Annotated in this window: 18 protein-coding genes; 1 reads left to right on the top strand and 17 read right to left on the bottom strand. The window is 50.8% G+C overall.

The window, feature by feature from the left end:
* The first annotated feature begins 198 nt into the window (after nucleotides 1–198).
* The gene (locus C0081_RS19500; RefSeq protein ID WP_101532017.1) at nucleotides 199–1,032 is read left to right on the top strand and encodes a thymidylate synthase; all 834 of its coding nucleotides are present in this window, start codon (nucleotides 199–201) and stop codon (nucleotides 1,030–1,032) included.
* Nucleotides 1,033–1,117: 85 nt separating this feature from the next.
* Here C0081_RS19500 and fliQ read toward each other — a convergent pair whose 3' ends face one another.
* From fliQ to flhA, 17 genes are all read right to left on the bottom strand, one after another.
* Complete coding sequence (gene fliQ, locus C0081_RS19495; RefSeq protein ID WP_101532016.1) at nucleotides 1,118–1,384, bottom strand: flagellar biosynthesis protein FliQ; 267 nt, start codon at nucleotides 1,382–1,384, stop codon at nucleotides 1,118–1,120.
* Nucleotides 1,384–1,788: a flagellar hook assembly protein FlgD gene (flgD, locus tag C0081_RS19490; RefSeq protein WP_101532015.1), complete on the bottom strand. Its 405-nt coding sequence runs from the start codon at nucleotides 1,786–1,788 to the stop codon at nucleotides 1,384–1,386. Before flgD ends, fliQ begins: the two co-directional genes overlap by 1 nt.
* A gap of 59 nt (nucleotides 1,789–1,847) precedes the next feature.
* A complete protein-coding gene (gene flbT / locus C0081_RS19485; RefSeq protein ID WP_101532014.1) occupies nucleotides 1,848–2,303 on the bottom strand; it encodes a flagellar biosynthesis repressor FlbT in 456 nt (151 codons plus the stop codon).
* Nucleotides 2,300–2,650 (bottom strand): flagellar biosynthesis regulator FlaF, encoded by a 351-nt coding sequence (gene flaF, locus C0081_RS19480; protein WP_180966702.1) that lies wholly within the window; start codon nucleotides 2,648–2,650, stop codon nucleotides 2,300–2,302. Before flaF ends, flbT begins: the two co-directional genes overlap by 4 nt.
* Before the next feature lie 65 nt (nucleotides 2,651–2,715).
* Nucleotides 2,716–3,765: a flagellar hook-associated family protein gene (locus C0081_RS19475; RefSeq protein WP_101532012.1), complete on the bottom strand. Its 1,050-nt coding sequence runs from the start codon at nucleotides 3,763–3,765 to the stop codon at nucleotides 2,716–2,718.
* A 3-nt stretch (nucleotides 3,766–3,768) separates the two neighbouring features.
* Nucleotides 3,769–5,256 (bottom strand): flagellar hook-associated protein FlgK, encoded by a 1,488-nt coding sequence (gene flgK, locus C0081_RS19470; protein WP_101532011.1) that lies wholly within the window; start codon nucleotides 5,254–5,256, stop codon nucleotides 3,769–3,771.
* Nucleotides 5,257–5,332: 76 nt separating this feature from the next.
* Nucleotides 5,333–6,640, bottom strand: a complete 1,308-nt coding sequence (locus C0081_RS19465; protein WP_101532010.1) for a flagellar hook protein FlgE — start codon at nucleotides 6,638–6,640, stop codon at nucleotides 5,333–5,335.
* Nucleotides 6,641–6,888: 248 nt separating this feature from the next.
* Complete coding sequence (locus tag C0081_RS19460) at nucleotides 6,889–7,356, bottom strand: transglycosylase SLT domain-containing protein (protein WP_101532009.1); 468 nt, start codon at nucleotides 7,354–7,356, stop codon at nucleotides 6,889–6,891.
* Between the two features lie 70 nt (nucleotides 7,357–7,426).
* Complete coding sequence (locus C0081_RS19455; protein ID WP_101532008.1) at nucleotides 7,427–8,752, bottom strand: flagellar hook-length control protein FliK; 1,326 nt, start codon at nucleotides 8,750–8,752, stop codon at nucleotides 7,427–7,429.
* Nucleotides 8,749–10,065 carry a chemotaxis protein gene (locus tag C0081_RS19450; protein WP_180966700.1) on the bottom strand — a complete coding sequence of 439 codons (1,317 nt, stop codon included), beginning with the start codon at nucleotides 10,063–10,065 and terminating at the stop codon, nucleotides 8,749–8,751. Before C0081_RS19450 ends, C0081_RS19455 begins: the two co-directional genes overlap by 4 nt.
* Before the next feature lie 59 nt (nucleotides 10,066–10,124).
* Complete coding sequence (locus C0081_RS19445; RefSeq protein ID WP_101532006.1) at nucleotides 10,125–11,477, bottom strand: MotB family protein; 1,353 nt, start codon at nucleotides 11,475–11,477, stop codon at nucleotides 10,125–10,127.
* Entirely contained in the window at nucleotides 11,470–12,180 is a 711-nt protein-coding gene (locus C0081_RS19440) for a RasGAP domain-containing protein (protein ID WP_101532005.1), read from the bottom strand. Before C0081_RS19440 ends, C0081_RS19445 begins: the two co-directional genes overlap by 8 nt.
* The gene (gene fliF / locus C0081_RS19435) at nucleotides 12,180–13,814 is read right to left on the bottom strand and encodes a flagellar basal-body MS-ring/collar protein FliF (RefSeq protein ID WP_101532004.1); all 1,635 of its coding nucleotides are present in this window, start codon (nucleotides 13,812–13,814) and stop codon (nucleotides 12,180–12,182) included. The genes C0081_RS19440 and fliF overlap by 1 nt, the downstream gene beginning before the upstream one ends.
* A gap of 188 nt (nucleotides 13,815–14,002) precedes the next feature.
* Nucleotides 14,003–14,932, bottom strand: coding sequence for a flagellin N-terminal helical domain-containing protein (locus C0081_RS19430; protein WP_101532342.1), 930 nt, complete (start codon nucleotides 14,930–14,932; stop codon nucleotides 14,003–14,005).
* A 240-nt stretch (nucleotides 14,933–15,172) separates the two neighbouring features.
* Nucleotides 15,173–15,538: a hypothetical protein gene (locus C0081_RS19425; protein ID WP_146006380.1), complete on the bottom strand. Its 366-nt coding sequence runs from the start codon at nucleotides 15,536–15,538 to the stop codon at nucleotides 15,173–15,175.
* A 46-nt stretch (nucleotides 15,539–15,584) separates the two neighbouring features.
* Nucleotides 15,585–16,337 carry a flagellar biosynthetic protein FliR gene (locus C0081_RS19420; protein ID WP_101532002.1) on the bottom strand — a complete coding sequence of 251 codons (753 nt, stop codon included), beginning with the start codon at nucleotides 16,335–16,337 and terminating at the stop codon, nucleotides 15,585–15,587.
* Between the two features lie 6 nt (nucleotides 16,338–16,343).
* Nucleotides 16,344–18,437: a flagellar biosynthesis protein FlhA gene (flhA, locus tag C0081_RS19415; protein WP_101532001.1), complete on the bottom strand. Its 2,094-nt coding sequence runs from the start codon at nucleotides 18,435–18,437 to the stop codon at nucleotides 16,344–16,346.
* Nucleotides 18,438–18,559 lie beyond the last annotated feature (122 nt).

Below are 18,559 nucleotides of genomic sequence, written 5' to 3'. Positions count from 1 at the left end.
CGGATTTGTTGCAATATAGCCTGATTATGAGGCAGTCAATGGAGACTGCACCGCTACTGGATCTGTGTTTGGCATTTTGCAGAACTGGTCGAGCCGTATTGGCAGCGTAAACAATTCATTCGTAGAATGTTTCTATGAAAACGGTTCAAATTACACATACTCTCTGCCAATTTATTTAGGTAGAGTCAGGGGCGCTCAATGAAGACTTATTTAGACTTGCTTTCAGACGTGATGGAAAGCGGAGTTGATAAAGGCGACCGTACTGGGACAGGGACGCGTTCGGTGTTCGGGCGGCAGGTTCGGTATGATCTGACCGAGGGGTTTCCGCTGTTGACGACCAAAAAGCTCCATTTTAAATCGATTGCTATCGAGTTGTTGTGGTTCTTGCGTGGCGATACCAATACCAAGTTTCTCAAAGAGAATGGTGTCAGCATTTGGGATGAATGGGCTCTTGAAGATGGAGAATTGGGTCCCGTTTATGGAGCGCAATGGCGTGCTTGGCAGGGACCTGATGGTAAATCCTATGATCAAGTGCAAGCGCTTATGGATGGTTTGAAAAACAATCCGAACTCACGCCGTCATATCATTAGCGGCTGGAATGTTTCTGCTCTGCCCGATGAAACAATGACGCCGCAGGAAAATGCTGCAGCCGGTAGAATGGCGCTTCCGCCTTGCCACGCTTTCTATCAGTTTTATGTGGGCGGTGGGCGGTTAAGTGCATCCCTTTATATTCGAAGCAACGATTTGTTTTTGGGCAATCCGTATAACACTGCCAGCCTTGGGTTGCTTACCCATATGCTGGCTCAGCAATGTGACTTGGATGTTGGTGAGATTGTTATTAGCATCGGTGATGCCCACATCTATTCCAATCATTTTGAACAAGTGAAAATGCAGCTCACACGCGAGGTGCGCTCATTGCCGCAATTGAAAATCAAGCGCCGACCCGACTCGATTTTCGAGTATGGTTTTGATGATTTCGAGATTGTTGGATATGATCCGCATCCCCATATCCGTGCACCTATTGCGGTATAGGGTATGTGGCATGACGGACTTTGTTGCTGCATCCTGAGGATCTAGCGGGTGCTGCTTACGACGATCCAACAATCTTGGTATCCTATCAAAAGCCGTGTTCGATCCGGTCATAAACCACCTCGGTGAAGCTGGCAATTTGGGAACCGATAAAGGTACCACTGGCGATCAGTGTTAAAAAAATCACGAGGATCTTGGGAATAAAGGTCAGCGTCATTTCCTGAACCTGAGTCAGTGCTTGGAACAGGGCAATCGCAACGCCGACGACCATGGCTGCGCCAACCGCAGGGCCAGAGCTGACTATGATCGTCCAGAATGCTGCTCGAACCAAATCGAGTGCGTCCATTTCATTCATCAGGAGATTGTCACTCCGGGACCTATAAGAACGTCTGTACCATCTTGCAGCTTTGCCACAACACCATCGGAATAAATGCCGACGGATTCGATTTGTCCCGAAATATTATTGGTGGTGGTGATTGTTTTACCAATCAGGCTCGCCGACTGATTGACGTAAAGTTGGGAAAGCACCGCATCCAGCTTATTATTGGTCTGAATATTTTGCTCGACGTTGGAGAAAGACGCGAGTTGCCCCATCTGCTCGCCCATGTCGGTTGGTTCCGTTGGATCCTGATTCTTCATTTGCGTCACCATTAATTGCAGAAATGAATCATAATCCATGGTTTGGGTTTGCATGGCTGATGAGGTTGAACTCGATGTCGTATCAACAGAACTCGACGGGGTGACGGTAGAGACGCTCATTGTGGGAAATCCTCTGAATTTGCTGTGGATCGGAAGATGTTTCAGTTCGGATCGGAGGGTTAGAGATAATTGGCCGCGGCCGCTGCTTTTTGGGGTTGCACCAGTGATTCCGTCGTGTGAAGCGCGGAGCCATCCAGAATGCTGGCTTCCAGGGGGTAGAGCGCACGGATTTTTTTCATGGCTTCGTAGGTGCTGCCAGCATTCACCATGTCGACAACTTCCTGTACACCAGCGCAGAGGCGATAGTGCTTCAGGGTCTGGGCCAGACTGCGGGAGAAATGCATAAATGTCGCATGCGCGTCATCTGTGTTGCTGGGGGACGTCAGCAACATCTGTGCGACAAAATAAAGCTGGCGTAGAGGAGTGGTTGTTTCGCTGATCTGCATGATCTGGCTTTCGAGCAGAAACTCGACATTGTTTAACAACTCAACCGTGGTTTTCTTTGGAAACCTGATCACAGCGCCGTTGACATAGAAACGCTCGCCAGATTTGAAGGTCAATTGCAACGGTTTCATTGGTTCAATCCATCCCTTATGGTTGTGTTGATGTCGATTAGGCCGTCAATCTCGGCTGTTTCCGCCTCGCGCAAACGCCCCACTTGCTTAATGACAAAAATGCCTATGGAAATGAGGTCTGCGCGCAATTGCGCAGGCAGGTCATTGTCACTGTTGCTCAGGTCTTCTAGCAGGAAGCTCCAGACCATCATCGTATTATGCAGAGCCTGTTTCCCTTCAGAGGATACAAGCCCGTGCTCTTTTGCTGTCTTTAATGCCGTGACCACTTGATCCAAAGCAGACCATTCGTGGTTGCGATTGAACTCGCACGACAGTGCCGTGCTTTCCGCGTAATAGGTGTTATACATTGTGACCCTTGCTACAAAGGAGTTAGCCAAAGACATGCCGTTGGACCACCGGTCAAACGGGGTGTTTAAAGATAGTTCAACAAGCTCATTCCCTGCATCCGGCTGGTGACGGCATAGGTCACCTCTAGCTGGGTTACAGCGTTTGAAAGCAGGACGGAAACTTCTGTTGTGTTCACATTCTCCAACGCCAGAATGCGCTCGTTGATAAGATCGGTTTGCAGGGACAACTTGTCTGATGCCCGTGCCACGCGTGCCTGCGCATTGCCGACCTGCCCTATGCTGGAGTTGAGCTCACCAATAGCCTCTCCGAGCATAGAAACGGCCTTGTTGAGCACCACATCAAAGGTGTTCTGTGTCATATTTTCACCGCCAAGATCGGCGACCATGGTAAAGGCCATAGCAAGTTTGCGCATGGGATCAATATTGGCACTGATGGACGTCTCGATGGTTTCGGACGTTGAAATCCGGTTGACCATTTCCTGATCTGTGGCTGTTGACCAATTGGCATTCCAGTTGCCCGGACTGTCAAATTCATTGGCAAATGCGCCATCCAGATAGCTTTGCATTTGCGCCGCCGTCACGCTGTTCAGTCCTGCATTGTTTTGTGCCATGCCGAACTCGGCCATAAAGGTGGTGTCAACTGCTGTTTTGTTGGCTGAACCCGTGGCGTAATAGTCGGTAATCGGTGTTTCTCCGACATTGATTCCAGCAAAAAGATAGGTGCCGCTGAAGGAGGTGTTCAATGTCGCGACAAGCTGTTCGAGATTGTTTTTTGCTTCGGCGATGGTTACTTCACGACCTGTTTCGCTACCAATGCTGGATACGAGTGTTGCCAGCATTGTTTGCGCGCTGTCGCGTACATTCAGCATGCCGGTCTCGGTGACATCCAAGCGGCTTTTAACCAGCCCATTGGTGTCAACAATGGTGTTGAGGTTTTCGAACTCGCTGCGCATGGAAATGGCTTCGCCGGTTCCTATGCCGAGATCGAGGCCGACATCATATTTTCGCCCCGAGGAAACTTCTGTTTGCAGTTTGGCCAACGCCACACTCTGCTCCATAATGGAGCCACGCGAGGCGGAGGTCAGGGACAATGTAGATATAAAACCGGTTTTCATGACTTACCCCGCGATTTGAAGAAGTTGATCAAGCATTTGATTGATCGTGGTGATGAGTTTGGCGGTCGCTGCATAACTCCGCTCTATTTCCAGCATCGACTGCATCTCGTCATCAATATTGACGCCCGTGATATTGGAAAGGGATTCGGCCGTCCGCGTGACAACCACAGTGTGTTGTTCATTGATGGTGGTGGCCTGTTTGCGTTCTCCTTCGAGCCAGCTGGCCGAAGAGGAAGCAAAAGCGGTGAGTGAATTGCTGGTGTCCACCTGCGTTGCAGGATCAAAGGTCATCGGCGTATCGACATTGGTGATCAGGTCTTGCAGGCGTGTCACATAGCCGGCTTCACCGCCCGTGTTATAGACATAATCGCTGTCAAACGGTTCGGATATGCCACCGTCGCGCAGGCGATTGATATCGCCCCCTTGATCGGGGTCAACGGAGGCGGCAATGGAAATGGACCCTGCCAGACCTGTAACCAACGTACCTGAAGCGGGAACCGTAGGGGAGCCGGAGTAAGTGAACAGACCTGTGCGGTCCGGATTGGTGCCGACCTGATCTGATTCTGAAAAGGCAGTAATCAGGCCGCGGGCTATTTCATCAAGCTGGTTTTGATAGGTTACCGTTACCTCGTCACGGATCTGCATCAGGCCGACAATCTTGCCTTCTTTCAGCTCCATGTTGGCTCCGGGACCAGAAACTCTGACGCCGTCTACAATCAATGCGTTGCCGGTGGTTCCTGCGACATAGCTGTTGGTCGCTTCAAAATTGACCGATCGGGGTGTTGTTTCAAACAGCATGACGCCGCTGTCGGTGGTTACCACAAGGTCGTTGTTGGCACGTGTCTCTGTCCTGATACCCATGAATTCGGACAGTTGCAGAACGATTTGATCCCGTTCATCGAGGGCATCCGTAATGTCCGTGCCTGCTTGCGTGCCGCGGATCACCTCCTTATTGACGTCTTCCAGATTGGATAGCAGGGAATTGATTGAATTGACCGAGTCTGCAATCAAGGCATCGGCCCGCTCTCTCTCGGTCTGTACAGCACTGGTTGCTGTGTTCAGTGTGTTGACCAGATCCTGTGCTCCCGTCAAAACAGCACCGGCAAGAACCGTATTCTGTGGCTCAGCACTATATTGCTGCAAAGCATTGGCAAAGCGGCCCAAGGTTGCGCTAGGGGATCGGGATTCCTGGGGATCGCCAATTGTTTGTGAAAGGCGGGTTACGCCATCAAGAAAGATCTCACTGGTCATGCCCGCTGATGTGGAGCTGATCAAATTGCTGAACAAAGCACTATCGGTGGCTCGATCAATGGCGCTGACATAAACACCACCACTTTGACCATCCTCTGAGCGCAGGGAAGAGATAAGAGCTGTCTTGCGACTGTATCCTTCCTCCGTCGCACTGGTGATATTCTTTGACAGAATTGCGGTTTCTCGCTGACGGGTCGTTAAGGCAGATTGAGCGACCTGCAGGGCAACTGAAAGACTCATGACACGAACCTGTATAAATGGAAGGCGGCTACGCGAGCGACAAAAGGGAAGGGTCGCGTAGCCTCGTTAACCGGAGCTATCTGGAGAGGTTGACCACTTCGGTCAGCAAATCAGATCCGGTCTGAAAAACTTTGGAGTTGGCTGAAAAGGACCGCTGTGCAACCACCATATTGGTCAATTCGGTTGCCAAATCGACGTTGGAGTTTTCAATGGCCATGGAGCGCATCGTGCCTAGTCCGTTTTCTCCGGCAAAGCCAACGACCACATCGCCACTGTCGCTAGAGGTGCGGAACACTTCACCACCCATAGGATCGAGATTGTCCGGGCTGGCGACGTTCGCCAGAGGGATTTTGAAGCGTGCCTCGCGGTTGCCATTCTCATAAACCGCATAAAGCGTTCCATCACTATCGATGGATATGCTTTCGACGGCTTGCGGCGGATTGCCGTTCATTTCAGGATTCACGCTGCCGAACTCTTTGGCCAGCTGGGTCATTTCCGAGAGTGAAAAATTTACACCGGTTTGCCCATCGGGAATGTCAAACAGCACAAAATCGGTGCCAGTGATATCTCCCGTGGTATTGTCAAAGGTCAGGTCTGTCGTGCTTAGCGGGTTGGTGTAAGGGGTGCCAAGGGGGCTTGTCGGAGCCGCAGCGTAGGGGAACCCACCGGTTGCCGGATCTGCATCAGCTTGATTGAATACGGATACTTCCCAGACAGAGCTGGCCGGAGAAGCACTCTTTTTGGTAAAGTAAATATCGACGGTTACTTCGTTACCTAGGTTGTCATAGGTGACCATTGATGTTTTGGCTGTAAAATCAGAGCCCGCAACGTTATCACTTGGCCATGAGCCGGCCAAAACTGCCGTTGCATTTGATGGCAGGTTTCCGCCCATTGAGCCTGCGGTTGTCGGGTCGGCATCTAGCTGCATCTGGGCGACATTAACAGTGGTCATACCGGCCATGGAGTTGGCGACAACAGCGGGTACCCCGCCCGTTCCCAAATCATAACCTTGTAAATAATAACCAGCTGTATTGATTAGATCGCCGGTGTCATCAGCAACAAAACGTCCTGCACGCGTCAAAGCTGGTGTTCCATCGCTATCAGCAACCACAAAGAAGCCATTGCCTTCAATCGCTAGGTCCGTGACACTGGTGGTGAAATCAAGGTTGCCTGCTGTTGAAATCGCGTAACGGGAGCGGGCTTCAACGGCACCCGAATTATAAGTGCCTGACCCCGAAGGCATTGTGATGGAGCTGAATTCGGTCTCCACACGTTTGTATCCAACGGTTGCCGAGTTGATAATATTGTCTGAGACCGCACTTAATTTGCTGGACTGGGCAGACATGCCTGAAACGCTTGAACGCATAACGCCGTATAGGCTCATGATTGCTCTCCTGTCGAATGTAGGGCCCACTCTCCTGATAACAGCGAGCAGAACGCCACCAAGTCCAAAACGGACTGTGAGATGATTACAAACAGAAGATAGACGTGCAGTCTTGCGCGAAACTGATCTCAAAAATTATAGCCATTGATTGAGCTGATTTGGTCGGACAGATGGGGCGGTGGGGGAAGGTGAGGTGAGGTGAGGTGAGGTGAGGTGGGGGGAGTTAACGGTCGGAAACGCCGCCAATATTACTTGCAAAATGTGCGGGATGAATTGGTCCATTTGCCAAAACCGCTTGCAACAAGATTGCCGATGACCGCACAGACATAGCGTTTTTGAGCAGGATTGTTGTTGGGGCCTGCGTGATAGCGAGCCACAGCCATCGTCCAACTGCCTTGCCGATGTTTCAACCGTTTGAGGAATTTGGCGGCGTACATAACGTTGGACTTAGGATCAAACATCTGATCCAGCGAGGAAAATTCTTTGGCATGATAATGGTGATTGATCTGCATACAGCCGATATCTATCAGCTTTTTACCGTTCTTTTGTGCACTATGAAAATGCTTGAGGGCATCCGATTTCGAGGTGGCGAATATAGATTTCCCTGCCACATTCAGGGCATAGGGATGGAGTTTTTTGCCGCGGCCGGTTTCTGTCAATCCGACCGCATACAAGATCCCCAAAGGTACGCTCTCTGCTTGGGAGGCGGCGCGCATTTCCCGTTCGCAAACAGGGTCAAAGGCAGCCTGTCCGGCACAGGCTAGGCTGCTTGTCAGGGCAGCTGAGCTAAAGAGTAATGCCCCTAGACAACGTTCTGTGCGCTTCATGACTTTCCTCATCAGATCCATTTGCAGAGGGATGATCAGACATCAGATTGATGTCGTCTGATTGGCCCGTTGCCTGACCATCGTCTTCATTGCCGCCTTCGCCGGAGTGAGCCTGGTCCCCTGTGCTGAAGCTCGCACCATCTTCCTGCGCGGAGTTTTGACTTTGAGATGAATTGGCGGTCGAGGGGGGGGCGATTTGGCTGCCACTTTTGTCGTCGATGGCGACAATTGAGATGTGATCGGCGCGGTATCCCGCTTTTTGCAGCAGTTGATCCAATGCTTGTTTGTTGCCTTCTAAAATCTTGGCAGTCGCAGCGTTTGATGCTTCCACTCGCACATCAACAGATGTGTCATTGAGCCGGATCGAAAGGCGCACTTTGCCCAGATCTGCAGGATGCAGTTGAATATCGAGAACCCGCAGGGCCTCACTGCCGTTATTGATGCGGAAACTGCCGGTGTCAGGGCGGGGAGCGGTGGCTGTTGTTTGTGGTGTGCTTCCCTGTTGCCCAAAAACCGAAGGCGACAGCTCCTTACCGATCGCTGTACCAACCTGTTGGATGATTGTTCCCGTTGCAGCTATGGTATTGGTCTCCAACGTTGCTGTCGGGGCAAAGTGGGTTTCTTGCCGTATAATAGAAAAACCGTCTTTCATGGCCCTTTGTGTCGGGGTTAAAATCGTCTCTTTGACAATGGGGACGATTTTGTCGAAAGCAGATGCAGGGCGAACGTCAACAGCATAAGCATCAAACAGGCCTGCCGCAGCGTTTGCCATCTGGCTACCCTTAGCGTGCGTTGAAGCATGGTTCTGTGACTGAAGCAAAGGAGAGGATTCCTTTTGCATTCCCTCATTGGCCAAGGAAGCTGTCTCTACCGCAATTTTTTCGGGTGCAACTGCGCTCAAAAGACGCGCGAAAGCAGATTCTGATCCGGTCTGCTCACTCGTGGTAGGCTTGCTGTCCTGGGCGGGCGTGGAACCGTCGCTTTGGAGGTCAATAGCATCAGAAGTGGCAGTCTCACCCTTCTGGGTAGACTTTGACTTCTGTGCATCGATGCCTTCAAAGACTTTGTCAAAATCGGTCTTTTGCTCATCGGTCTCGGTCAGGCTCGTCTCTTTTGAGACAGTCGCTCCGTCCTGTTGCTCCACGCAGCCCTTGAAGGGATGTTGTCCCCGCTGATCGCCTTTTTTACCGATCCCCTGTCCAGAAGATTGATCTTTGGAGCCAATCGGTGATGGCGTTGTGCTTTGCTTCATCGTGCCCAGAGTTTGAATGGCTTGATCCGTCATCGTGCCCCCCCCTGCATCGGTTTGTCAGCAAAAGTCAAAAGCTGGTCCGATGCTTCAAGTTCCAGATGTGCTTCCGAAATTGTCCCTTCATCCCAATCTTCATTTTCCGGTTTTACCAGTGCTTTGTGCGATATAAAGCTTCGGGAATCCGGCCCAGATTGGGGCCAATGGCGGATATTATTCAGGGTTTCTGACACCTGTTCCGCTAGGGCCTGATCTCGTTGGGTCAACAGGTCTCGTTTGACGGCCCAAAGATGCTTTAGCGCAATATCCAATCTGTCTGCCTTGAGTATAGAGCCTGCAAGATAAAGACGTGCGCGGGATCGGTCTGGGGTGTTGTCCATACTTAAAGGCAAGGCCGAACGGGCTGCTTTTTGCGTCAAATCCAAATTGCCTTCCACCAAGCTCGAGTAGGCAAGTAAAAGATAAAATTCGCGGCGGGTGTCCATATCAAATTCAGTGATGGCCCCATCGAGATAATCGAACGTTTCTTCCGACCTGTTGTCACTGAAATGACGCATGGCGAGACCAAAACGACGTCGAAAATCTTCGTTATAAATGGAACTGCGATAATGCCGGATATATTGCAAGGCGTAGGTTTGGAATAAATCCGGTTGGTTCAGAGCAGCAGCGATGGAGACCCCACGGCGCAGGGCTGCTTCCTCGATCAGGGAGCCCGGCATCAGCAGACGGGCTTTGTCTATGGCGACCAAGGCATTCTTTAAATCATGGGGCAGATATAGAACCGCTTGCACCAAGGCGATCTGACCGCCCAAGCTTGGCTCAAGATCCAGTGGTTCGAAAGAGGTCAAATTTGCGTAAGCATCCTCTTTACGGCCCTCTATATAGTCGAGTGCTCCTTGCATCATCGTCATGTCTGCTTCCACGGGTAGCCCAAGAGAGAGCAGATGATGACCGACAGAAGGATGGCCTCCAGACAACAGCAGCAACACCGCTGCTCGTATGTTGCGATGATCGCTCCAATAAACAGGATCGAGGCTTTTAAAATATTCATTCATGCGGCCGAGCAGTCGACGCTGCGCTTTCAAAGCATGAGTGGATCCTTTTGCTGTCTGGCTTTGCAGACCCTGAAGAATACGAATTTGCATAAAGGGTTTCTTTTCTTTATTGGAATCCGGCTTCAGAATCCGGTCTAGCTCTGGGGTGGAATATGGTGAATTGGCCAAATCGACAGCTTCTGCCTGATCAGCATGTTTGGCCGGAACCACTGCGGCGCCCCCCACTACCCGGATTGGGCTTGGTTTTGGCGGTGGGACTGATGCCGCCTCTTGCGCCAGGGTGACTGTTGTCATTTGGGGCACCCCGAGACAGGTGGCAAGGCAGGCAAGAGGCAATAAATTGCGTAATGGTTTCATTGTCCTGCCTCCTCATCGGGCTGCACCAAAATCTCGATACGCCGGTTGTTGGCTGCCTCTGGCTTATCGGGTTGTTTCAACTCTCGATCCGCATAGCCTTCGACCCGCCACAGGCGTGTTTCATCCAGACCACCACGAATGAGCATGTGACGTGCCATATGTGCCCGTGCTGTCGAGAGGCGCCAGTTATCGTTGCCTTTGTTACGGAATGGCCGACTGTCGGTGTGACCCCTGATAATAATCTTACCCTTGACCGTCTTGAGGCTGTTGGCAATTTTTTCGAGCAGTGCGATGGAGCGTGCGGACGGTTCGGATGACCCCACAGCAAACATGCTCCAACTTGGTTTATCGGTGACATCAATCAACATGCCATCTCCCTTCTGGGTGACCGTCAATTCATTGCCAATAACCAAACGGGGAGACTTGCCGAGTTCTTGGGCAAGGCGATCTTTATAGAGCGCGAGCTTCTCCGCTTGTCGTTTCTGTTGAGGTTTGGAAGTGGTTTTTGGCCCGCTGGCATTGGTATCTGTCGGCTCTAGGGAGGCTGCATCCTCGGGTTCTTCTCCCGAGGACGCATGTCGGGTTCCCATCGGAGGTTCAGGAGTAATCTCGGTTGCGGGATCGTTGCCGGTGATAATGCCTTTTACGATTGATGTGTCGCTCAACATCGGATTGATACGCGGCAGTTGGGTCTGAAAGACCTTGCTTTCAATCACTTCAACTTGCAGGTTATCCTGCTCAATCTCCGGTTTTTCAGGTTTTAATTGCCAGTAAAGCGGATCGAATGGGTCCCGCAGCGCAGCCCCTCCCTTATTGCCGATTTTGCCGTCGTTGTCGGAAGCTCCCTCGCTTGGAGACTCTTGCTTTTCCATCTGTTGTGCCGACGCCATAATGCGATTTAGAATGCCATAAGGGTCAGAAAAGATTTCGGCTTCCGAATAGGTCGGCAAATTCTTGAAGTTCGTGGTGCCAGTTTTCTCTACACGCCCGCCATCTGCGCTGAATTTGCGCGGAGTAGATGGGGTGTTGCTTTTGCCGTTGAATTTCTTCCCTTCTTCATTGGCAGTGTCGTCCGGTTTGGGTGCTGCCTCTTCGGGATCTTGCAGCCCCTTTTGATGGGGCGTCATTTCTGCCAGTTTCACCGGGTTGAAATATTGCGCAATATCTTTGCGCGTTTCTTCATCTGTCGCCGAGGCGAGCCACATAACCAGAAAGAAAGCCATCATTGCCGTCATGAAATCGGCATGTGCAATTTTCCAAACGCCCCCGTGCGGGGCATCAAGGTCAGCATCATAGCGTCTGCGTACAATAATGAGCTCGGGTTCACGTTCGGTGGATTCTTCAGCCATGCTGTACGGCCTCCCTGAGTTGAGCCAAATAGGCCGTCAAACGGGTCTCGAAAACGGTCTTGTCCAACTGTAAAGACAGTTCATTTTTTTGGGGCAAGAGGGCCTTGGTCGGATCGTCTTTGGACAGTTCATCTATGGCCAGTTGATCTCTGGCCAATGCATCGACCTTGGCATTTTGGCAACAAGTCGATAGCTGCTGTAAAAGCTCTTTTGATCCCTTGAGCATAGGCGTCTGGGCAACCGATTCATTCAGCGCCGAGGCGGCCACTTCAGCAAATCGGGCGACCATGACTTTGCGCCCCTGTTCGGCCATTAATGGTTCCAAAAGTTCCGCAAGCTGATCAGCAAGTGCTGTTTTGATTTCTTCGAATTGGTGCTCAATATGCCCAGTCAGAGACTCGTATAACAAGTCGGCTAGCTCGTCTTTTTCCTGCTGCAGAGCCCGCCTTGCAGCTTCGCGCTCATGTTCTTGTTTCTCGTTCCAAAGCGTTTCAGCATCGGACAGGCCCTGTGACCACGCCTGTGTTCTCAGGCTCTGTTCATCCATTTTCAGAGTTGCTTGCTCTTCCCGATGGGCTTTTTGAAACAAAATATCAAGCCCACCAAACAGGACCCTTTCCGGGTGCTTTTTCTGTGTTGATGCGCTGGGCAAAACCGGCGTTTCATCAACCAAAGGCAACAAGTCTTTCAGCGCACTGGCCATTATGCATGCTCCGTCTGATAGAACCATTGTTTGAGGATTGCAGCAGACTGTTCTTCATGAAGCTCAACAACCTGTTCCAGTTTGCGCACGGGTGACGCTTCCAGTTTGCGTGACAAGTCTTCTAGCAAGGCCCCGTTGATAGAGGCTTCCGGCGCATCCAGAGCGATGGCGGCTTCTTGCAGATCTACTTCTTGCGGTGCGGCATTGTCATTGGCTATGAGTTTGGGAATTAAGGAATTGACGGCAGGACGCAAGCCAAACCAGATCAGCAGGCCGGACACCAGCAAGATGCTGATGGCATTGATTATGTCGCTCGATTGGCGAAGCAAGACCTGAGAGAATGAATAGGGCTCAAGAGGCGCAAGATCACCTGTACCAACTTCAAAATTGACTGTTGCAACCTTGATCTGATCTCCGCGGGTTTCATCAAAACCGGCTGAGGAAGCTGCCAACTGGCGGATTTCTTCGACATGTTTGTCAAGGGCTTCATTGATGGCGGTTTCTTCGATGCCTTCTTCCAGGGTTTGTACCAAATGCTGGCGGTTGACCAACACAGCAATGGAAAGCCGTTCGACATCATAACCTTCACGTGTTTGTTCTATTTTTTTCGAAGAAATTTCATAGTTGACGGTTTCTTCGCGTCGGTTGTTTTCTTCTATTGATTGATCTTCACCGCCCGCATCAACCTTGCTGTCTGGCAAGTTTTGTTCAACGGTCGTCGGCTTTTGCGACGTTGCATTTTGGGCACTCTCGCTGGCCCTAACCGTTTGAACCGAGCGTTCAATCCGACTGTTGGGATCAAAGATTGTTTCTGCAACACGCTGCTTATCCGTATTCAGCTTGGCAGCGACGGAAACCTGAAAGTTCGACAATCCAAGATAGGGCGTCAGGGTTTTTCTAATGTTTTCCTGAATGCGGTTTGATACACGATCAGCCAGCCCTTCCATTTCACCGGCTGAAGTGTTGTGCTCGCCTTGTCCGGACGCAAGCAGGGTACCACTTGAATCAAGCACCGTTACTTTATCGGGGACCATGCCGGGAACTGCGGCGGCAACAAGAAAGCGCACCGCTTGAGCTGTGTGGAAATTACCCGCCCCCGCTGTTTTGATGACCACAGACGCAGAAGGCGGTTGATCCTTGCTTCTGAAAGAGCCTTTTTCCGGTAAAACAATATGAACTCGCGCCGCCTGTACATCTTTCATGGACTGAATGGTTCGGCCTAACTCACCTTCGATCGCACGAACCCGTGTGATTTCTTGCATGAACGATGTCAAACCCAGAGAACCAAGGTCATCAAACAGTTCATAGCCGGCGCTTTTCCCTCGGGGGAGCCCCCGCTCTGCCAGCAACATGCGAGCCCGCTTGGCCGACGCATGACTCACCAAAACTGCAGAGCTTTCGGTATTGACGTCAAATTGAATACCAGAATCTTGTAAAGCGGATCCGATACGGGTGATGTCTTCCCGATCCAATCCGGAATAAAGAGTGGTCAATTGCGGACGGGAGAGGAGATAGGCTCCACCGCCGACAAAGAATAACGTCAGCACTCCGATTATGCCTAATGCCATCAGGCGTTTTGGTCCCAGTTCTTTGAGGTTGGACCAAATTTTCTCGGCTTGTTCACTACCTGGCATCGAAATTGAAACCCCTTGCACGACTGAGAATTAACTGGGGCCACTATGCGGGCTAAAACTTGCGCGAAGCATGCGTGGGAATTGGTTCGTCCAACTGAATTGCAATCACCCAAAACAAAAAAGCACGCCCCACAAGGGGCGTGCCTTTCATGTCTGTCGCAACATCAAAAGTCTTGATCTGTCTTGCCTTAACGGAACAGTGACAGAATGTTCTCGCTGTTGGAGTTGGCAATCGAGAGAGCCTGAATACCCAACTGCTGTTGAACCTGAAGAGCTTTAAGACGTGTTGATTCCTCGTTCATATCCGCATCAACCAACTGGCCGATACCGCGGTCAAGAGCATCTGTCAGAGCGGACACGAAGTCCTTCTGAAGATCGATACGCTTTTTCACAGAACCCAACAGAGTAGCCGAGTCGGTGATTTCAGCCATTGCAGCGTCGACGTCGCTGATTGCCGCATCAAGGGCTGCTGTATCGGCTGCATCATCAGTAATCGCACTGATGTCGATGGTAGCAACACTGTCACCAATCATGTTGCCGGCAGCGGCTGTGCGGGCTTTATCGAGAACACCAGCCTGAGTAGATGCTTCAAACAACTGCGTAGCAGTGGTATCGATGTCGATGGTGGAGATTGTAATGGCACCACCGGCACGACTGAAGGAAGAAACAACACTTTTTGTTGCGGAGTAGCCAGTTGCTGAGGCATCAGTTGACAGCCAGTTTTCAGAGTTGAACACGGCGGAGTCTGCGATGGTCTGAAGCTGGTTTTGCAGCTCAGAAATATCAGACTGAATTTTGCCACGGTCAACGCCAGGCTGTTTGGCAGCAACGAGTTTTGCCTTGATTTCGTCAACAACTTCAACGGTAGAGTTCATGGCTGTATACATGGTGTCAACCGTTGCAGCACCGAGACCCAGAGCATCCTGTACGGCGGACAAAGCTGAGTTGTCCGAACGCATAGTGGTTGCAATAGACCAGTAGGCCGCATTGTCTTCAGCGGAAGAAACGCGCTGGCCAGTAGAAATGCGGTTCTGAACTTCCGACATATTGGCGTTGGTTGCGTTCAGGGTCTGCAAAGCTGTCATTGCAGATGCATTGGTCAGAATACTGTTAGACATGATGATGTCCCTTTCAATGATAGTCAAATATGGGGACATTCCGGATTTTCACCGGGACGACAGGGCGGCGTCATGCCTTTGGACCTTTTTGGTTGTTGTCCAACCTGCCGTACTTCAGACCTTAAAGTTGCAAACTTGCCTGAAGCTGACCTCTACGAATGTTTTTTGAAAAAAAAGAAAACCCCTCAGGAAAAGGGGTTTTCTGTCGCATTGCGGTTGGTTTTTGTGATGCTTAAGTTTTTAAAAAGATTGATTTTTCTGAACTGACTGATCAATCAACTCAAGTTGATCTTTTTTTTCCTGCATCTTGGCCTGGGCCTCTTCCTGCACAGAAATAAGCCGTTTGACGATTTCCATTGATACACCGTGTTTGCGGGTTTGTTCCTTCATCTCCTGTAAGGCAGCATCTATTTTCTTTCTGTCCTGGGAGACGCGTTTGATTTGTTTTGTGTGCGAATGCATCAAGCTGTTGACCAACATGGGGTCCCCTTCTGACATAAGCAGCAACAAGGTTTTTTCTTTTTGACGTAGTTGATCAAGCTGAGTCTTCATCTGCGTGACAGCGCGCTGGGCATTCTTTTGTAGATGCTCTTGCGCGCGCAACAAGAGACGGGTTTTCTTGAGACGGTCAGACATGGGGCCTCCAAAAAAATTAGCGATTAATCACTTGAGAGAATTGATCAATGAATATCCCTATCATTTCGCTGAATACGAACATGACGAGAAAAAGTCCTCCCGCGATAACAAAGGGCATGGCAATGAAGTATATCGGAATTTGTGGGGTCAATTTGTTGGCAAGACCCAGCGCCAGATTGACGACAACCGCATAAATTATGAAGGGGCTGCTTATGCGCAAAGCCAGTATGAAGGCTTCTTTCAATGCATCTGTCGCCTGTATCAAACTGTCCTGTACTGCAAATGACATAGCGGGAGGAACCACCTGATAGGAATCAATCAGTCCTGAAATCATCTGCCAATGAAGCCCGGAAATAAAAATCAAGACAACGGCTGTCATAGTCATCAGATTGACAAGGGCTGGAACCGGTTCCCCCCCTTCAATCGGCGTCCCTGCCATGGGGGAGAAACTCATCGACATTGCGGCAAAAGTTCCCAGCGTTTGTAGGGCCGCCAGAAAGGCTCGGCCAATGAAGCCTATGGTCGCACCTATGAGCAATTCAGAGGCGATCAACAACAACAAACTGGCAGGTGATACATCAGGAATGATCTGCATGACTTGCTTCAAAAGCAAGGGCGCAAGTGCCAAAGAGATGGCAAGGGCAATGAACAGACGGATCTGAGCGGCAATCCGTGCACTGCCGAAACCCGGCACAATCATTAAGCAGGCCCCGATACGACAATAGATCAGGAATATCGCGACCAACACATTGGTTTGAAGCCAGACCATGAGCGATCAGGACACGCTGCCGACGGTGATCAAATCGACCCCGCGAACGACTTCAAGATGGGACAGGACCGGCAATGTCGGAAACAGACGTTCGACAATCATGCGCACATAACTGCGGGCGTCCGGCGTTGTTAAAATCGCGTAACTTTGATGATTTGCCGATTTATCCCTGACAAGTTTGGTCAATTGTTCGCCAAACTGTTCCACCAAATGCGGGTCAATGTCGAATTCGATCACTTCACCTTTGGGGTCGCGTTTGAGGGCGTCATGGAAGGCCAAATCCCATTGGTTACCAAGCCGGATAACGGGCAGTTTCCCACCGTGGGCCAAATCGCCACAAATCTGTTGGCCAATCCGGATACGAACATGCTCCACCACTTGTTCTGATCGGCGAACATGGGGGGCAATTTCGGCAATTGCTTCCAGAATGAGATGCAGGTTACGGATCGAAACGCGCTCGGCGAGCAATAATTTAAGAACGGCTTGCAAACCAGAATAAGAAATATGTGCCGGACAAATGTCGTCAATCAGGCGCTTATATTCCTTATCAAGACGATCCAGCAAAGATCGCATATCCTTATAGGATAACAATTGTGGCAGGTTGTTGCGGATTACTTCGCTCAAATGGGTCAAGACAACCGAGGTGTTGTCGACGGCATCCATGCCAATGCGTTTGACTTCGTCGGCATAGGCAGAAGGCACCCAAATGCCTGGCATGCCAAAGGCGGGTTCGCGCGTCGCCTCACCGGGTAGTTTGTTGGTGTTTTCTGGACCTGAAAGCACCAATAGCTCACCAACCCGAAGTTCATGGCTGGCAACGACCGTGCCATGGATACGAATTTCATAGCTCTTGGGATTGATGGTCAGGCTGTCGGTCAAATGAATGTCGGGGACAACGAAGCCATATTCCTCAGCAAATTTGCGACGCATTTTGCCGACCCGATTGGCCAGATCATCACGGGATGTCAGCATTTGAGCCGTGAGTTGCTTGCCGAGGCAGAGTTCAATCTCAGCTGATTTAAGTGTCTGTTTGACCGATAAGCGCTCTTCCTGCTCTTTTTGTCGGGCAATGACGGCAGCCTTTTTGTCTCTTACATCTTGTTGCTCTGCGAGTTTGCGTGGAATGGTATAGCCGGTGAAAGCCATGATGCCGGCAAGAATGGCGAAGGGGAGAACGGGCAGGCCGGGCATGATGGCGAGAATGACCATCAAGCTGGATGCCACAAACAGAGCACGTGGGTATTTGCCCAGTTGGCTCATGACCGCTTTTTCTGTCGATCCGCGTGTTCCTCCTTTGGAGACAAGCAAACCGGCGGCAAGCGAGACAACCAATGCCGGAATCTGTGAAACCAGACCATCGCCAACCGACAGTTTGGTGAATACATCCGAAGCTTCCGACAGGCTCATGTCATAGCGGGTCGCCCCGATAACAATGCCGCCAAAAATGTTGACGGCTGTAATGATCAGACCGGCGATGGCATCGCCGCGCACAAATTTGGAGGCCCCGTCCATTGCGCCGAAAAAAGAGCTTTCCTCTTCCAGTTCACGCCGGCGCGACTGTGCCTCCTTCTCGTCAATCAATCCGGCATTCAGGTCGGCATCAATCGCCATCTGTTTGCCAGGAATGGCATCCAGTGTGAAGCGTGCGCCAACCTCTGCAATCCTTGTTGCCCCCTTGGTGATCACCAGAAAATTCACGATGACCAGAATGGCGAACACTATAATACCGATTACAAAATCGCCGCCCATCACGAATTGTGAAAATCCATTGATGATACCGCCAGCGGCATCCATGCCTTCGTGCCCGCGAGACAAAATCATGCGGGTTGTTGCGATATTCAATGACAGGCGCAACATCGTGGCAATCAGCAGGATCGTTGGGAAGGACGAAAATTCCAGTGGTTTCTGGATCCACAACGAGACCATCAAAATGAGGACGGACAAGGCAATAGATAAAGACAGGCCGATATCAATTAAAATCGCTGGAATTGGTAGGAAGAGGATCGTCAGAATAATGACCATGCCAAAAGCGAAACCGATATCTCGGCTATTCTTTTCGGGATTTAGGCCAACACTTGCAACAACGTTGCTGTCGGTCATGTCGCTCTCCATTGCGTGAGTTTTTCTGTCACGGGATTTTGGCCCAGCAAACTTGCGCTGGGCTTGCGAGGCGACCGTCAAGAACCTTAAATGGGTTCAACGGTGTCAATGCTCTTTAGACG

Source organism: Cohaesibacter celericrescens, assembly GCF_002866925.1.
Classification (GTDB): domain Bacteria; phylum Pseudomonadota; class Alphaproteobacteria; order Rhizobiales; family Cohaesibacteraceae; genus Cohaesibacter; species Cohaesibacter celericrescens.
The sequence above is the reverse complement of the archived record's forward strand: the minus strand, read 5'-3'. Positions and strand labels throughout refer to the sequence as shown.

What these genes read in the sequence shown, in the direction of transcription:
- flaF (WP_180966702.1), bottom strand. Translation starts at nt 2,650, where the DNA reads ATGTATAACACCTATTACGCGGAAAGCACGGCACTGTCGTGCGAGTTC.
- C0081_RS19455 (WP_101532008.1), bottom strand. Translation starts at nt 8,752, where the DNA reads ATGACGGATCAAGCCATTCAAACTCTGGGCACGATGAAGCAAAGCACA.
- C0081_RS19440 (WP_101532005.1), bottom strand. Translation starts at nt 12,180, where the DNA reads ATGGCCAGTGCGCTGAAAGACTTGTTGCCTTTGGTTGATGAAACGCCG.
- C0081_RS19465 (WP_101532010.1), bottom strand. Translation starts at nt 6,640, where the DNA reads ATGAGCCTATACGGCGTTATGCGTTCAAGCGTTTCAGGCATGTCTGCC.
- fliF (WP_101532004.1), bottom strand. Translation starts at nt 13,814, where the DNA reads ATGCCAGGTAGTGAACAAGCCGAGAAAATTTGGTCCAACCTCAAAGAA.
- flgD (WP_101532015.1), bottom strand. Translation starts at nt 1,788, where the DNA reads ATGAGCGTCTCTACCGTCACCCCGTCGAGTTCTGTTGATACGACATCG.
- C0081_RS19445 (WP_101532006.1), bottom strand. Translation starts at nt 11,477, where the DNA reads ATGGCTGAAGAATCCACCGAACGTGAACCCGAGCTCATTATTGTACGC.
- C0081_RS19500 (WP_101532017.1), top strand. Translation starts at nt 199, where the DNA reads ATGAAGACTTATTTAGACTTGCTTTCAGACGTGATGGAAAGCGGAGTT.
- C0081_RS19430 (WP_101532342.1), bottom strand. Translation starts at nt 14,932, where the DNA reads ATGTCTAACAGTATTCTGACCAATGCATCTGCAATGACAGCTTTGCAG.
- C0081_RS19475 (WP_101532012.1), bottom strand. Translation starts at nt 3,765, where the DNA reads ATGAAAACCGGTTTTATATCTACATTGTCCCTGACCTCCGCCTCGCGT.
- C0081_RS19450 (WP_180966700.1), bottom strand. Translation starts at nt 10,065, where the DNA reads ATGACAACAGTCACCCTGGCGCAAGAGGCGGCATCAGTCCCACCGCCA.
- flgK (WP_101532011.1), bottom strand. Translation starts at nt 5,256, where the DNA reads ATGAGTCTTTCAGTTGCCCTGCAGGTCGCTCAATCTGCCTTAACGACC.
- fliQ (WP_101532016.1), bottom strand. Translation starts at nt 1,384, where the DNA reads ATGAATGAAATGGACGCACTCGATTTGGTTCGAGCAGCATTCTGGACG.
- C0081_RS19460 (WP_101532009.1), bottom strand. Translation starts at nt 7,356, where the DNA reads ATGCGCGCCGCCTCCCAAGCAGAGAGCGTACCTTTGGGGATCTTGTAT.
- flbT (WP_101532014.1), bottom strand. Translation starts at nt 2,303, where the DNA reads ATGAAACCGTTGCAATTGACCTTCAAATCTGGCGAGCGTTTCTATGTC.
- flhA (WP_101532001.1), bottom strand. Translation starts at nt 18,437, where the DNA reads ATGACCGACAGCAACGTTGTTGCAAGTGTTGGCCTAAATCCCGAAAAG.
- C0081_RS19420 (WP_101532002.1), bottom strand. Translation starts at nt 16,337, where the DNA reads ATGGTCTGGCTTCAAACCAATGTGTTGGTCGCGATATTCCTGATCTAT.